The organism is Aminobacter sp. J41, from assembly GCF_000526635.1.
In the GTDB taxonomy this organism is placed as follows: domain Bacteria; phylum Pseudomonadota; class Alphaproteobacteria; order Rhizobiales; family Rhizobiaceae; genus Aerobium.
In genome coordinates this window covers 1-14,104 of record NZ_JAGL01000051.1, presented here as the reverse complement: position 1 = coordinate 14,104, position 14,104 = coordinate 1, and the positions used below count along the sequence as shown (strand labels likewise).

Genomic DNA, 14,104 nt, shown 5'->3' with positions numbered 1-14,104 from the left:
GACATCAACGGACTGCCCACGGAGGAGCGCCTCGCCATCAGGTCGGAGCGGAGCGCGCCGCTGGTCGCCGAGTTGGAAGAGTGGATACGTGACGAGCGGGCCAAGCTGTCGCGTCACGCGCCCACCGCACAGGCTATAGACTACATGCTCAGGCGCTGGAAGGGGTTCAGCCGTTTCCTCGCAGACGGGCGCATCTGCCTGACCAACAATGCAGCCGAGCGGGCGCTGCGCGGTCTCGCCCTCGGNAGAAAGTCCTGGCTCTTCGCCGGCTCCGAACGAGGTGCCGAGCGTGCGGCCGTCATGTATACCCTCATCGGCACGGCAAAGCTCAACGATGTCGACCCGCAGGCTTGGCTCGCCGATGTGCTCGCCCGCATCGCCGATACGCCGCAGGGCCGGCTGAGTGATCTCTTGCCGTGGAACTGGACGGCGCAATCTGCAAGACTGGTGGCATGAGCCACGCCGATCGCATCGCCCGCATCATGATCCAACTCGATGACTGGCAACCCGCCATATGGCGGCGCGCCGAGGTGCCGCTGACGGCAACGCTCAAGGCCTTGCACGACGTCATCCAGGCGGCAATGCCGTTCGACGACTATCACCTGTTCGAGTTCCGCGCCGACGGAAAGCGCTACGCCATTCCCGATCCCGAATGGGACAGCCTGCGCGACAGAACCTACTCGGCGAAGACGACGCGGCTCGGAGCGCTGGTCGATCGCGGCATCACGCAACTGGCCTACACCTACGACTTCGGTGACGACTGGCGGCACACGATCACCATCGAGGCAATCGCCGACGCCGATCCCGCTGTCGAGTATCCCCACTACATCGACGGTGCCGGCCGCGCGCCACCCGAAGATGTCGGCGGCATCCCCGGCTTCGAATTGTTCCTCGACGCGATCACCGATTCCAAACACGAGCAGCATCGCGAACTCAAACGCTGGCACGGCCGCCCGTTCGATCCCGCACATGCTGCTGAAGACGAAATCCAGACCCGGATCAAAAAGCTCGCCAGACGCCGCGCTCTCGGCAAGGCCGGCTTCGAGAAAAGCCGCAGTCAGGCGCGCTGATGATCCGAGGCGGCTGCGGTCCTCGCCGGAGGCTTACCGCGTGGGCGGCGAAGGGAATGCTACAATAGCGCCGCGAATGGCTCGGCGAGGCAACCTTTGCCCCATGGCTCGGAGGCTGGAACGGTAGTTTTTCGCCAGGTGCTTCTGAAAGCCCACAGTCCGAAGATGACCTCCGTTCTGCCGAAGACAATCCTTGCGCACACCGGGCCGGCGGGTACGACTACTATGGGGTAAAATCAGGTCCATCTGCTTCTGGACCGGATTGTAGTGAAGCCGCCGTATGGGCTCTCCTGCGGAAAGGCACACCGATGATCCTGTTAACGGCTAGATGCCTCTTGATCGGATGGCCGCGATCCAGAAGCCTGCGCATAGGGTGAGCGACCCAATGAAGATCACGGCAAGCACCGCATCGTAGCCTCCGCTGGCCTGCCAGATGACCGCCGCTGCCAAGGGCGCGAGGGCTTGCATGATGTTCATCGGAGCCACCAACGACCCGTTCACCGCCCCGTAGGCTTCGCGGGTGACCATCTCGGGAACTGCGATTCCGCGGACGATGGTGACCATTCCGTTGGCTGCTCCATAGAAGGCGGCGATCGAGGCGATCACCGCAACCTGCGGCGGCGCGTATGCGAAGCCGATCACGGCGATCGGAAAGACGATCACGATCGCCGATCCCAGCTTCCGGACTGGCGCCTCCGACGCGAAAGCCCGGATCATGATGCGGCCGGCTACCTGCGCGGGTCCGATTACGGCCAACACCATCACGACTCCCGAGGGATCCAGCCCGCGCTCCAGCAGCAGCGGATAGAAGTGGTAGGTCAGCGACGAGAATGCCGCGGCATAGGAGATCCAGGCAATCATGAGGCCCCAGTAGGCGGACCTGCGCATGGCCGCGCGGACAGCCGCCCGCCCGGCGAGCGGCGCAGCCTCGTCCGGATGGTGCGTACGGATCGGAGCGTCCTTCCTGGGATCGATGGCCAGGAAGTAGAGGCCGCAGCATACGACCGCGTTGACGGCGGCCATCCCAAGGAGCGCGCCGCGCCACCCTTGAGTGTCGATCAGGAACTGGATGAGGGGGATGAAGACAGTGCTGGCGAAGCCACCCCACAGCGTCAGGGCGGTGATGCCCTTGCGCGCTCCCAAGGGGCCGAAACGGCGCGCGATCACGGCGAACGCAGGCTCGTAGAGGGTCGCCGCCTGCATGCAGCCCAGCACGGCGAGCACCGCGTAGAAGGCGACGATGCTCGTGACCTGAGACCAGGCGGCTAGCAGCAGCCCCGCCACGACGGACGCTGCCGCCATGAGGTAGCGGCCATGGCCGCGGTCGATGGCCGCCCCGACCGGATACGCTGCGAGCCCCGCCAGCAGCATGCCGCAGGTGGCGGCCCCGTATAGCTCGGTCTTCGACCAGCCAAGGTCGGTCCGCATCGCTTCGGCGATCAGCGGAAAGCCGTAGAACAGCGTTCCCCACGAGCATATCTGTGCCGCCCCGAGGGCGCTGATGAACCAGCGGGTGTCCCCGGCATCCGGAACGGCTGTCACGCAGCGCTCTGGCAGCAGGCGCTGGAGGCAACGGGGGCTGCGGAGTTCTCCGAGCAGCCGCATCCGGCCTCGCCTTTCTCCTTGGCCACCGCGTCGGCAACGCAGCATGCATCCGCGCCTGCCGGGGCCGGGCCGCCGCAGCAGGACGAGGCAGACACGGCGGCTGGCGCGCTGCAAACGCCTGTCTCAGGAAGCTCCAGACGGACTTCGCGGGCGGCTACGAGGTCGCCTGCGATCTCAGCGACCACCGATCTCGCCTGCTCGTAGCCCGTCGCCATAAGGAACGTCGGCGCGCGGCCGTATGACTTCGACCCGACAATCACTATGCCCGGTTCCGGATGGCTGAGCTCGTCGATCCCGTGCGGCGGAACCGTGCCGCAGGAGTGGAAGTTCGGGTCGATCAGAGGGGCGAGCGCCGGTGGCGCCTCGACGGCCGGATCGAGTGCGAGCCGCACCTCCCGCAGGAACGAGAAGTCGGGACGGAATCCGGTTGCCACGACGATGCGGTCGATCTTCTCCGTGACGGGCATACCGCTCAGCGTCGCCTCCACGATGAGTCGTTCACCGCTCCGCCGGATGCGTTCGGCAGCGAACGGAGCCAGCATGCGCAGCCGTCCGGCCACGATCGCTTCCTTTGCCGCGAGGCCGAGCGCCCCGCGCTCCGGGAGCTGGTCGTTCAGCCCGCCACCGAGCAGCTTCTCGATGCGGTTGCGGCGAAGCGCCCACAGAATTTCGGTGTTGGGAGCCTTGGCCTGCAGTTCGAGGAGCGCGAGCGCGACATTGATCGCGGAGTGGCCGCTGCCGACGATGAGGACCCGCTTGCCCGCATAGGCTTCGCGATCCGCGCCCGCCACATCGGGAATGCCGTAGGCGATCAGGTCGGAAGCCTCCACCTCACCGGGAACGGGCAGGCCGTCGACGCCCATCGGGTTCGGCTTTGACCAGGTGCCGGAGGCGTCGATCACGGCCCTTGCAAGCATGCGCTGCTCGCCCGCGGCATCGCGGTAACGCACCACGAAGGGAGCCTCGGCGCGGCCGTCGTTCGACATCAGGTCACGGCCGAGCCGGGTGATTCCGGTCACCTCGGCTCCAAGGCGCAGCCCTTCGGCGATCGCGGGCACCCGTGACAGCGGCTCGAGGTAGTCCCTCACGATCTCCTCGCCTGTCGGCAGATATTCTCCCTCGGGGGCGGCGGCGCCGCGGTCCGCCAGCAGCGCTCGCGCGGCCTCGTCGACATTGTAGTCCCACGGCGAGAAGACGCGGACGTGGCCCCAGTCCAGGATGGCCGCGCCCACGCGCGCTCCCTTCTCGAACACCGCTGGACGGAGGCCGCGCTCCACGAGCCGGGCGGCGGCGGCCAGGCCAACGGGTCCGGCTCCGATGACGGCGACCGGAAGGTCAGGTGCAGGGATCGCGTTCATGAGGGTCTCCTTTGTCTAGCGGACAGGCTCGCAGGCGCTGCCGCGGCGGGATTCGGGCGGGCATGAGCCATCCGCGCAGCATTCGTCTGCGAGGAAGCCGATCAGCGACTGCATGGCGGGATAATGGGCGCGGCAGATGAGCGTCGTCGCCTGCCGTTCCTGAGTGACAAGCCCCGTGTCGACCAGTCTCTTCAGGTGGTGGGAGAGCGTCGAGGCCGCGATCCCGAGCTTCTCCTGGACGCTGCCCACGGGAAGACCTTCGCCGCCGGCGCGAACAAGGATTCGATATAGCTGCAGGCGCGTGGGGTTGCCGAGCGCCTCGAGCTGGGATGCTGCTAATTCGAGTTTCATGGAAATAGGCTAGACGCCTTATCGGGTGTCGTCAATTTAATTTCGACGATTGTCGAATTAAGAGTTCAGCAAGCCGAATTGCCGAACGACGGCCCGAGGTGCTACCGTCGTCTTCGGACACAGTTCGTGAGGCCAGATGTCCCGACCTCCCAGAAGGCCCAGTTACGACCGCTGCGACGCGGACGGGTGCGACAGCCGCCACGGCTGAATTCGCTTCACCCTGACGAACCCCTTCTGGAGTGTCCTTCGATGCGCACCTCTACGCGCCGTTCTCCGGCTGTCCTCCTGGTCCTCGCCTGCGCCCTCTGGGGCGGCGCCACCGTCCTCAGCAAAGCCCTTCTTGCCTCGATCCCGGCCGTCACCCTCCTGGTACTTCAGCTCGCCCCCAGCGCCGCCGCGCTCTGGATCGCGTTCTCCTTCTCCAGGGAACGGGTGGGGTCGCCGCGGCTGATGCTGCCGCTCATCCTGCTCGGCCTGCTTAACCCGGGCATCTCCTACACGCTGAGCCTGATGGGCCTCGCCCGCATCTCCGCGAGCGTGTCGACACTGCTGTGGGCGGCTGAGCCCCTGATGATTCTCGGGCTGGCGGCAGTGTTCCTGCGCGAGCCGGTGACGCCGCGGCTGCTTGCCGTGATGCTGGCGGGCATGTTCGGGGTCTCGCTGGTCTCCGACGCCTGGAGCGGCTTCCAGGGAAACGAGAACGACCCCGCGGGAATCCTTCTCCTGCTCGGAGCCGTGCTGTCCTGCGCCTTCTACACCGTCTTCTCGCGCCGATTGAGCGAGAGCCTTGATCCCCTGTTCATCGTCGCAGTCCAGCAGACTGCGGGACTGGGCTGGGCGGTCGCGCTCCTCCTGTGGGGAACATCCCACGGCAGTCCGTCCGATCTCGCAGGACTCTCCCCTGGACTGGCCGCGGCTGCCGCGCTCTCAGGGCTTCTCTACTACGCGGCCGCGTACTAGCTCTACGTCGCGGCATTGCGGTCGGTCCCGGCCGCCGTGGCGGGAAGCTATTTCAACGCGATCCCGGTGTTCGGCGTGACGTTCGCGTTCATCTTTCTCGGAGAGCGGCTGTCAGCCGTGCAATGGGCAGGGGCGGCGGTCATCCTCGCCGCGGTGTTCGAGTTGGTCCGGCTGACACGGGACAGTGGACATCCAGGGGATGCTGGCCGACCGCGGGGCGCTCGCCTCACCTGACGCGCCTGCCCTCGCTATCGATGACAACTTCGCCGTCGTCCTTGGTGAAAGGGCCAATGTCCGGGTTCGACAGGATGTCGAGCACGGCCTCGGAGGGGCGGCAGAGCCTAGCGCCGAGCCGCGTGACCACGATCGGTCGGTTGATCAGGATCGGATGCTCCATCATGAAGTCGATCAGCTCGTCATCGCTCCACTTGGGATCGCCCAGCCCGAGTTCGGCATAGGGCGTCCCCTTTTCGCGAAGGAGGTTTCGCGGACTGATCCCCATTGCCGCGATCAGCTGGACGAGCTTCTCCCTGGACGGCGGCGTCTTCAGATACTCGATCACCTCCGGCTCCTCGCCGGATTGGCGGATCATGGCGAGAGCGTTGCGGGACGTGCCGCAGGCGGGATTGTGGTAGATCGTGATCGTCATGGTCGCCTCCAGGTCAGGATGTCTGTTTCACCGCAGCGCCGCGTTCGTACCAGCCCTTGGAGCGGTTCACGATCCAGACGACAGACAGCATGACGGGAACCTCGACCAGCACGCCCACGACGGTGGCAAGCGCTGCGCCTGACTGAAGGCCGAACAGCGCAATGGCGGCGGCGACGGCCAGCTCGAAGAAGTTCGAAGCGCCGATCAGCGCCGAAGGTCCGGCAACGCAGTGCCGCTCCCCGGAAATTCGGTTGAGCAGGTAGGCGAGCCCGGAGTTGAAGTAGACCTGGATCAGGATCGGCACTGCGAGCAGCGCGATCACCATCGGCTGCGCGACGATCTGCTCGCCCTGGAAAGCAAAGAGCAGGACCAGCGTCGCAAGGAGCGCGATCAGGGAAAGCGGCTGCATCCGTGCGAGCAGCCTGTCGAGAGCGGCCTGGCCGCCTGAAGCCAGTAGCCGCGATCGAATTGCCTGGGCAACGATCACGGGCAGGACGATGTAGAGGACGACTGAGAGAACCAGCGTGTCCCATGGAACGGTGATCGCCGACAGACCGAGCAGCAGGCCGACGATGGGCGCGAAAGCCACCACCATGATTGCATCGTTGAGCGCGACCTGCGAGAGCGTGAAATTCGGCTCCCCCTTCGTCAGGGCCGACCAGACGAACACCATGGCGGTGCAGGGTGCCGCCGCGAGGATGATCAGGCCGGCAATATAGGAGTCGATCTGGTAGGCGGGCAGGTAGGGCCGGAACAGCCAGCCGATGAAGAGCCAGCCGAGGAGCGCCATCGAGAACGGCTTGATCGCCCAGTTGATGAACAGCGTGACGCCGATGCCGCGCCAGTAGGTCGCCACCCTGGAGAGGGAGCGGAAATCGACGCTCAGCAGCATGGGCACGATCATCAGCCAGATCAGGACCGCGACAGGCAGGTTCACGCGGGCCACTTCGGCCTGCGCGACCGCTCCAACGAAGCCAGGCATCAGGTAGCCCAGCGCGATGCCCGCCAAGATGCAGAGGGCCACCCACAGGGTCAGGTATTTCTCGAAGAAGCCGATGGCGGCGGGCATCTGGCGAGGCGCGGCGAGTGTGGTATCTGTCATGATTTATCCTTCAGACGGCCCTGCTGCTCAGCAGCGGCAGGTAATGGCGTCGATGACCGGACGGCAGAGTTCCGGCGCGCCGTTGCAGCAATCCTCCATCAGGAAAGCCAGCAGATCGCGGAAACCTGTCATCTCGGCGGCATAGCGGATGGTGCGGCCGTCGCGCTCGGCGTGGATCAGTCCGGCTTGCGCAAGGATCTTCAGGTGCGAAGAAGTTGTGTTCTGGACGGTACCGAGACGCTCCCCGATCTCGCCTGCGGGAAGTCCTTCAGGGCCTGCCTTGACGAGCAGCCGGAAGACGTCGAGGCGGGTTTCTTGGCCGAGAGCCGCCAAAGCTGCAAGAGCTGCTGCGTTATCCATATATCTATGATCTCCGATATATGGAGATATCCAGTCAACAGGGAAACATCAAGGTGCCGACATTGCCCCGGCCTGGATCCTCTCGGCACAATGTCCGCTTCTAGGCAGTGTCAGCGGTGGGCGGAATGACGAGAAAGGGGTCGACAACGGAATGTCGGCTTACCCAAGTCTTCTGCGGAAACCGGACAGTCCGCAGTCGGCCCCTGAACGGTAGTGTTCCATGACGTTTCTCTTGCGGCCAATCCCGGCCGAGGAGAACTCACATGGGCCATTCGATATTTGATGATGCCAGCCGCGACCGCGCAGCTTGGAATGCCGGAAAGAAGGTCGGCACCAAGCGTCCGTTTACCCAGAAGCAGATCTGGGCAGTTCGCTTTTTCCTCGATCGCGAGAGACGCGTTCGGGACCGCGCGCTGTTCGATTTGGCGATCGACAGCAAGTTGCGCGGGTGTGACCTAGTCAAGATCAAGATCCGCGATGTTGTTGCCGGACCTGAAATACGCACTCGGGCGATCGTGATCCAACAAAAGACGGGGCGGCCGGTCCAGTTCGAGATCACCAGCGATGTGAGAGCGAGCCTTCTGGCATGGCTCGAACGACGTAGGGGCTCGATTGAGGACTATGTGTTCCCGAGCCGAGTCGATCACACACGGCACATGAGCACGAGGCAGTACGCGCGCTTGGTAGACGAATGGGTAGCCGCTATCGGTCTACGTCCGGAAGAGTATGGAACCCACTCGCTGCGACGGACGAAAGCGTCGATGATCTACCGGGCGACAGGTAACATCCGCGCCATCCAGATCCTGCTTGGTCACTCGAAGATCGAGAACACGGTGCGCTATCTTGGCGTCGACGTGGAGGACGCCCTCCTCCTCGCAGAGAGAACTGAAATCTGAACTAAAGCGGCCATCCGGATCGAACGCGGATGGCCGCTTTATCTAGGCCTTCAAACTCCCCTCCGGCCATTGTGGGATGGTTTCCGGTCGGTCAGCTATTGGCCAGCGGGTTGCGGAAGCGGACCTTCAGCCCGAACCGGCTTACCTTCAGGTTCGCGCCCTTATTGGCCATCTACAGGCGATCTGGACAGACGCTGAAACCGGACGTGACGTTTGACGAAGCGCGTTGACTTCGATGGGCCGGATCGAGACCTTCGCTATGCGCGCGCGTTGCCGATCATGACGATTCAGCTTCCGAGGATCTTCCGCCCCGCGATCTTGCCCTGAGGCCGACGGCCTGCAGGACCGCCTCCCATCGGTTTTCCGCCTTGTCGACTCCACCGAAATCGCCTCGCAAGGCCTTCAGCGCGTAGCGCTCCTGATCGATTTCCCTGGCGGTCCGGAATCCCAGCCGCCGGAGGACCGGCACAGGCGGGCACCAACCCTGAATGGCATGCTGCAGGAGGAATCCGCTCACCGCCATAGGGAGTGCAAGCCACCTGCGATCGGACGTCGCGCCGAGTATGACGCCCGCCAGGGCGAGTGCAGAGGCGTTGGCTTCAATCGCCCTTTCGATATCCCACTCGCGGTCGAGCGCCCGCAGGCGGTCGCCGATTTCTCCGCGATGGTGCGCGTAGTACCTGATGCTGGCTTCTGTCTCATGCCGAATGCGGCGATTGATGTCTTCCGCCGTCTGCGCCGGCACCCGTTCCGCGCTGGATGAGACCATGTCCGTCTCCTGGAGGGCCGTCCATCCGAACGTGGCAGACAGGGAGAACGTTCCCTCAGGCGGCTTTTCATCAGCAGCTTCGGTCGATTAGCCCAGGATCGCCCGCCCGCTTTGCCAGAGCATGTAGCCTGCCACCGCAAAGACGAGGAGCGCGAAAGCGGTGTTCAGAGCCCCCTTGCGGCTGCTGAGGCGCTGGGCGGCCACCGAACCGAGCATCCCGCCTGCCACTCCTCCCGCAATAAAAACGGCCGCCAGGGGCCAGTCGACCAGCCCGGAGAAGGCGTAGCTTGCTGCGGTCGTGAGGCCGAATGCCGTCACGGCCTCCAGTGAGGAGCCGATCGCATTGAGCATCGGCATTCCGGTCGCGGCTATCAGGCCGGGCACGATCAGGAAACCCCCGCCGATCCCGAAGAAGCCGGAGAACAGGCCCGTCAGGCCGCCGGCGGCCAGAACCTTCGGCGCGTTGCCGCGGTCGCAGGCAGCGTCCGGAGTCCCTTCATGTCCGCGGCGCCTGAGCATGCCGATGCCGATCACCACCATCACGATCGCGAAGAGGAACAGGAGCTTCTGTCCGTCGAACGCCTTTCCCAGCGACGAACCGAGAGCGGCTCCGGCGATCCCGGCCACGCTGAACATCAGCGCACAGCGCCAGATCACATTGCCTTGCCGCGCGTGACTGACCAGGCCCGTGGCCGCATTTGCCGCGACGGCCAGCGCACTGGTGCCGATCGCCACATGAGGTACCGGCACTCCGACCAGGTAGACCATCAGCGGAACGGCGAGAATCGAGCCGCCACCGCCGAACAGCCCGAGCGAGAAGCCGACAAGGGACCCTGACAGCGCGCCCAGCAGGTACTGAAAAGGGTCGAGCATGGTGGAGCAGCCCTATACGTTGGAGGTCCGCGAGACGGCTTCGCCAATGAGCCGCGCCGTCCACATGCCAATGATCATCGCAGGGACAAAGGCAAGCGTGCCCGAGGCGCCGAGGCCGAGCGCGGTGAGTGCCGGTCCCGGGCAGAAGCCGCCGAGCCCCCAGCCGATGCCGAAGATCGCCGGGCCTGCGATCACCCGAGCGTCGATGTCGTTCCTGGTGGGCAGGTGAAAGCTGCCGCCGACGATCGGCTCGCCGCGTGCGAGCACCAGACGATAGCCCGCGAAGGCGACGACGACGGCACCGCCCATCACGAAGGCGAGCGACGGGTCCCATGTCCCGAACAGGTCGAGGAAGTTGAGCACCTTGGCGGGATCCGCCATGCCCGAAATGACGAGTCCTACGCCGAAGAGCAGGCCGAGGCCGAGATTGACGAGAAAGGACATCCGATCAGCCTCCGATCACGTGGCGGACAAGGAAGACGGTGACGAAGGCGGCCGCCATGAAGACGCCGGTCGCCGCGAAAGAGCGCGCCGAAAGCCGCGACAAGCCGCACACACCGTGTCCCGAGGTGCAGCCATTGCCCCAGACCGAACCGAATCCGACGAGGAACCCGGCGGCGACCATCAGCGGAATATTCGAGGAGACGGTCTGTCCGACCGCTTCGCCCGTCGCCACGGCAATGACGAGGGGCGCGGCGATGAGGCCGACGACGAAGCCGAGCCGTGAGAGGAACGCACCGTCGCGATAAGGCGGCAGGAGCCGGCCGGCGATGCCGGAGATGCCTGCTATGCGCCCTTCCCAGAGCATGAGAAGGACGGCCGAGAGGCCGATCATCATGCCGCCGATCAGGGAGGCGATGGGGGTGAATTCGGTCATTGAACGTTTCCTTGCTGATCCTTCTCCGGGAGCGCGCAGAACATCCGGTACATCAGGCCGATGAACTCGGTGACCCGTCCGTCCGCGAGTCGGTAGAACATGTTCTTCGATTCCTTGCGTCCGACGATGAGGCCCGCCTCCCGCAGTTCGGCAATCTGCTGCGACAGGCCCGGTTGGCGAATGCCGAGCGTGTCCTCGAGATCGCGGACCGAGCGCTCGCCCTCCACCAGCGCGCAGACGATCATCAGGCGCGATGGATGTGCGAACTTCTTGAGGAATTCGGCAGCCTCGCCGGCGCTCGCCACGAGGTCGGCGGTCTGGGGAGCGAGCTCGCGCTTCATCGGTCGTCCCATGCGGCGCCCTGAAACGCGTTGAGCGGGAATTTCAGGTAGCGCTTTCCGTTCGCCTCCGGCTCGGGCAGCCGTCCGCCGTTCATGTTCACCTGCAGCGCGTGCAGGATGAGCTTCGGCATCGAGAGGGTCTTGTCGCGGGCCTCGCGCACCTCCACGAATTCCGCCTCCGTCCTGCACTTCGACATGTGCGTGTTCTTGGCCTTCTGCTCGGCGACCGTGGATTCCCACAGCGGCTCGCGCCCGCCGGGCCGGTAATCGTGTCCCGTGAAGATGCGGGTCTCGTCGGGCAGCGACAGGATTTCCATGATCGACCTGTAGAGCCGCGAGGCGCTGCCGCCGGGGAAATCGGCTCGGGCCGTTCCCGAATCCGGCATGAACAGCGTGTCGTGCACGAAGGCGGCGTCGCCGATCACATAGGTGATGGACGCCAGCGTATGTCCCGGCGAGAACAGTACCCGGGCAGGGATGTTGCCCACCTGGAAGGTCTCGCCCTCTGCAAAGAGCTTGTCCCATTGGGAGCCATCAGCGGGGAAATCGGGCCAGTTGTAGATGCCCTTCCACAGCCTCTGCACCTCGATCACCTTCTCGCCGATTGCGGTCGGCGCGCCGGTCTTTTCCTTGAGGTATTGCGCCGCCGAGAAGTGGTCGGCATGCGGATGGGTATCGAGGATCCGCTCGACCTCGAATCCCTGCTCGTCCACGTAGGACAGGATCGCGTCAGCGTTCCTGGTGGAGGTCGCCCCCGACTTCTCGTCGAAATCGAAGACAGGATCGACGATCGCGCACTTCTTCGTCTCCGGATCGGCGACGACATACTGGACGGAGAAGGTGCGCTCGTCGAAGAACCCCTTCACGAGCGGCTTGATCATGTTCATTGCAATAGCTCCGGGAAGATCAGGTCAGACGACTAGCGGCCGTGCGCGTCGAGCCATTTGACGGCGCCGGAAAGGTCGAGACCGACGGATTGGCCGAACGGAACGACCTCGTTCTTGCCCATCCGGCCATCGAGAACCTCGCCAATGGCGTAGAGCATTGCGGAGCGCGTGCCCGTCTTGCAGTGGGCCAGCACGGGACCTTCCGCCTCGGAGAGCGCCTCCTGAAAAGCCCGAACCTGCCTTTCGCTGATCTGTCCTGCAGTCACGGGGATGTGGGCGTAGGCAAGCTCCTGGCCTTCCGCGACCGAACGGCTGTCCGAGGCGCTGGGCTGACCGGGCTCCTCCCCATCCGGGCGGTTGTTGATGATCATCGCGAAACCTTGCGCTCTGGCCTGGCGGATATCGCTCGCCGTGACCTGCGGCGCGACATAAAGCTTCTCGGAAATCTGTTTCATGCGTTGGCTCCTCTGTGTGTAGTGGATTCAATCGGGTGATGACGATTAAATAGGAACGATTGCAAAATACTGCAATGATTGCTGTCAAAAATGGCCTGGAAGCGGACCTGGCCTGTCCATGGAAATGTGTGGCGGGAGCCGTCGCCGGGGCGTGAATCTGCAGGGCCGGAAGGCGCCTGATGATCCCTACGCAAGCTGATGTCGCGCGGCGAAACCGCGGCCGCCTTACTCCGGCTTGCGAGCCACGAGGTCGATCAGAGCCGACATGCCGTCGTGGGCCGGACCTTCCCGTATCTCGGCATCGTAGGAATTGAGCTCGACGATCTCGAGGCTGTCGAAAGCATCCCGAAGCATCTCCTCGGTGTAGAGATGATCTGCGTCACGAGGACCGCCGGTGCCGTAGGCCAGTTGCTCCCGCCTATAGCCCTGCATCAACAGCGTTCCGCCGGGCGCCAGCGTTCTGATCATCCCGGCGAACATATCGTCCCGCAGTTGCGGGTCGGCGAACTGGATGAAGATGGCGACGACGAGATCGTACGCCGCGGCCGGCCATAGCCGACGACTGTCCGTCGTCAGGGTTTTTGGGACAACAGGCCGCGTGAGCTAACGGAGGCTCTGGTCCATCAGGTTTGTCACATTAGAGCGGTTTTCGACCGTTTTGAATCGCGTGGGGATTCCCGCCGGGCGTGATTTCTGATTAAGAATCCGTGCTGGTGAAGGAGGCCAGCATGGATGGCTCAACCTCTTTCGATGGATTTGCGTTCACGGCTTTTGGCGGCGGTTGATGGCGGGTTGAGCTGCCGTGCTGCTGCGATCCGGTTTGGTGTTGCGCCTTCGACGGCGATCCGTTGGCATGCGCAGCGGCGCGAGACGGGTGAGTTCACCCCGAAGCGGCAGGGCGGCGACATGCGATCCCGGCGGGTCGAAGAGCGTGCATCGGACATCCTCGCCCTCTGGGAGGCCCGCAAGGACATCTCGCTTGAGGAACTGCGCGCTGGTCTGGCCGAGATCGGCCTGATCGTCTCGGTCGCCGGATTGCATCGCTTCTTCGTGCGCCGGGGCATGACGCGCAAAAAAAGACTGGGCATGCAATCGAGCAGGACCGCCCCGACATCCTGAAACAGCGCCGAGAATGGTTCGACGGCCAGATCGATCTCGAACCCGAGCGCCTCGTCTTCATCGACGAGACCTGGACTGCCACGAACATGACGCGCAGCCACGGTCGCTGCCCGAAGGGCGAGCGGTTACGGATGGGCTTTCCGCATGGCCACCGCAAGACCACCACGCTCGTCGCTGGCCTGCGAATGACCGGCATGGTTGCGCCAATGGTGCTGGACGGACCGATCAACGGCGACTGGTTCGAAGCCTATGTCGCGCAGGTCCTGGTGCCCGAGCTGCGCCCCGGCGACGTGGTCATCATGGATAACCTCTCCAGCCACAAGCGGGCCGCCGTGAAGGACAGGATTGAAGCCGCCGGTGCAACCCTGCGCTTCCTCCCGCCATACAGCCCGGACTTCAATCCTATCGAGAAGGCCTTCTCGCGCCTCAAGG

The 14,104-nt window shown here is 64.5% G+C and carries 18 protein-coding genes and 1 pseudogene; 5 read left to right on the top strand and 14 right to left on the bottom strand.

Going from position 1 to position 14,104, the window contains the following annotated elements; all coding sequences use genetic code 11:
* Both L630_RS0119265 and L630_RS0119260 read left to right on the top strand, forming a co-directional pair.
* Window positions 1-456, top strand: a 456-nt coding sequence (locus tag L630_RS0119265; protein ID WP_024849833.1) for a transposase, incomplete at its 5' end; no start/stop codon positions are given.
* A complete protein-coding gene (locus tag L630_RS0119260; RefSeq protein WP_024849832.1) occupies window positions 453-1,070 on the top strand; it encodes a plasmid pRiA4b ORF-3 family protein in 618 nt (205 codons plus the stop codon). The genes L630_RS0119265 and L630_RS0119260, both read left to right, overlap by 4 nt.
* Window positions 1,071-1,394: 324 nt before the next feature.
* On the opposite strand, the gene L630_RS0119255 is transcribed toward L630_RS0119260, so the two are convergent.
* From L630_RS0119255 to L630_RS0119245, 3 genes are read right to left on the bottom strand one after another with little or no spacing between them, the layout of a single operon-like run.
* Entirely contained in the window at window positions 1,395-2,612 is a 1,218-nt protein-coding gene (locus L630_RS0119255) for an MFS transporter (protein ID WP_051473379.1), read from the bottom strand.
* Complete coding sequence (locus L630_RS0119250; RefSeq protein WP_024849830.1) at window positions 2,609-4,033, bottom strand: NAD(P)-binding domain-containing protein; 1,425 nt, start codon at window positions 4,031-4,033, stop codon at window positions 2,609-2,611. Before L630_RS0119250 ends, L630_RS0119255 begins: the two co-directional genes overlap by 4 nt.
* 15 nt (window positions 4,034-4,048) lie before the next feature.
* Window positions 4,049-4,384, bottom strand: coding sequence for a metalloregulator ArsR/SmtB family transcription factor (locus tag L630_RS0119245; protein ID WP_024849829.1), 336 nt, complete (start codon window positions 4,382-4,384; stop codon window positions 4,049-4,051).
* Window positions 4,385-4,633: 249 nt separating this feature from the next.
* Here L630_RS0119245 and L630_RS0119240 point away from each other — a divergent pair, with 249 nt between their 5' ends.
* A complete protein-coding gene (locus L630_RS0119240; RefSeq protein WP_024849828.1) occupies window positions 4,634-5,344 on the top strand; it encodes a DMT family transporter in 711 nt (236 codons plus the stop codon).
* 226 nt (window positions 5,345-5,570) lie between these two features.
* On the opposite strand, the gene arsC is transcribed toward L630_RS0119240, so the two are convergent.
* The 3 genes from arsC to L630_RS0119225 all read right to left on the bottom strand — a co-directional run bounded on the left by arsC (window position 5,571) and on the right by L630_RS0119225 (window position 7,455).
* Window positions 5,571-5,993 carry an arsenate reductase (glutaredoxin) gene (gene arsC, locus L630_RS0119235; RefSeq protein WP_024849827.1) on the bottom strand — a complete coding sequence of 141 codons (423 nt, stop codon included), beginning with the start codon at window positions 5,991-5,993 and terminating at the stop codon, window positions 5,571-5,573.
* A gap of 13 nt (window positions 5,994-6,006) precedes the next feature.
* The gene (arsB, locus tag L630_RS0119230; RefSeq protein WP_186445303.1) at window positions 6,007-7,050 is read right to left on the bottom strand and encodes an ACR3 family arsenite efflux transporter; all 1,044 of its coding nucleotides are present in this window, start codon (window positions 7,048-7,050) and stop codon (window positions 6,007-6,009) included.
* Window positions 7,051-7,122: 72 nt separating this feature from the next.
* Complete coding sequence (locus L630_RS0119225; protein WP_024849825.1) at window positions 7,123-7,455, bottom strand: metalloregulator ArsR/SmtB family transcription factor; 333 nt, start codon at window positions 7,453-7,455, stop codon at window positions 7,123-7,125.
* A gap of 263 nt (window positions 7,456-7,718) precedes the next feature.
* On the opposite strand from L630_RS0119225, the gene L630_RS0119220 reads away from it, so the two are divergent.
* On the top strand, window positions 7,719-8,351 hold the full coding sequence (locus tag L630_RS0119220) for a tyrosine-type recombinase/integrase (protein WP_024849824.1): 633 nt from the start codon (window positions 7,719-7,721) through the stop codon (window positions 8,349-8,351).
* Between the two features lie 277 nt (window positions 8,352-8,628).
* On the opposite strand, the gene L630_RS0119215 is transcribed toward L630_RS0119220, so the two are convergent.
* The 8 genes from L630_RS0119215 to L630_RS21855 all read right to left on the bottom strand — a co-directional run bounded on the left by L630_RS0119215 (window position 8,629) and on the right by L630_RS21855 (window position 12,985).
* Window positions 8,629-9,120 carry a DUF2892 domain-containing protein gene (locus L630_RS0119215; protein WP_024849823.1) on the bottom strand — a complete coding sequence of 164 codons (492 nt, stop codon included), beginning with the start codon at window positions 9,118-9,120 and terminating at the stop codon, window positions 8,629-8,631.
* An 87-nt stretch (window positions 9,121-9,207) separates the two neighbouring features.
* Window positions 9,208-9,993 carry a sulfite exporter TauE/SafE family protein gene (locus tag L630_RS0119210; RefSeq protein WP_024849822.1) on the bottom strand — a complete coding sequence of 262 codons (786 nt, stop codon included), beginning with the start codon at window positions 9,991-9,993 and terminating at the stop codon, window positions 9,208-9,210.
* A gap of 12 nt (window positions 9,994-10,005) precedes the next feature.
* On the bottom strand, window positions 10,006-10,437 hold the full coding sequence (locus L630_RS0119205) for a DUF6691 family protein (RefSeq protein WP_024849821.1): 432 nt from the start codon (window positions 10,435-10,437) through the stop codon (window positions 10,006-10,008).
* Window positions 10,438-10,441: 4 nt separating this feature from the next.
* Window positions 10,442-10,870, bottom strand: a complete 429-nt coding sequence (locus L630_RS0119200; protein ID WP_024849820.1) for a YeeE/YedE family protein — start codon at window positions 10,868-10,870, stop codon at window positions 10,442-10,444.
* Window positions 10,867-11,211, bottom strand: coding sequence for a metalloregulator ArsR/SmtB family transcription factor (locus L630_RS0119195; protein ID WP_024849819.1), 345 nt, complete (start codon window positions 11,209-11,211; stop codon window positions 10,867-10,869). The genes L630_RS0119200 and L630_RS0119195 overlap by 4 nt, the downstream gene beginning before the upstream one ends.
* Window positions 11,208-12,098, bottom strand: a complete 891-nt coding sequence (locus L630_RS0119190; protein ID WP_024849818.1) for an MBL fold metallo-hydrolase — start codon at window positions 12,096-12,098, stop codon at window positions 11,208-11,210. The genes L630_RS0119195 and L630_RS0119190 overlap by 4 nt, the downstream gene beginning before the upstream one ends.
* A gap of 32 nt (window positions 12,099-12,130) precedes the next feature.
* On the bottom strand, window positions 12,131-12,553 hold the full coding sequence (locus L630_RS0119185; protein ID WP_024849817.1) for a TIGR01244 family sulfur transferase: 423 nt from the start codon (window positions 12,551-12,553) through the stop codon (window positions 12,131-12,133).
* Window positions 12,554-12,778: 225 nt separating this feature from the next.
* Window positions 12,779-12,985 (bottom strand): hypothetical protein, encoded by a 207-nt coding sequence (locus tag L630_RS21855; protein ID WP_144708851.1) that lies wholly within the window; start codon window positions 12,983-12,985, stop codon window positions 12,779-12,781.
* A 300-nt stretch (window positions 12,986-13,285) separates the two neighbouring features.
* On the opposite strand from L630_RS21855, the pseudogene L630_RS22660 reads away from it, so the two are divergent.
* A pseudogene (locus L630_RS22660) lies at window positions 13,286-14,104 on the top strand (IS630 family transposase); the annotation flags it as partial.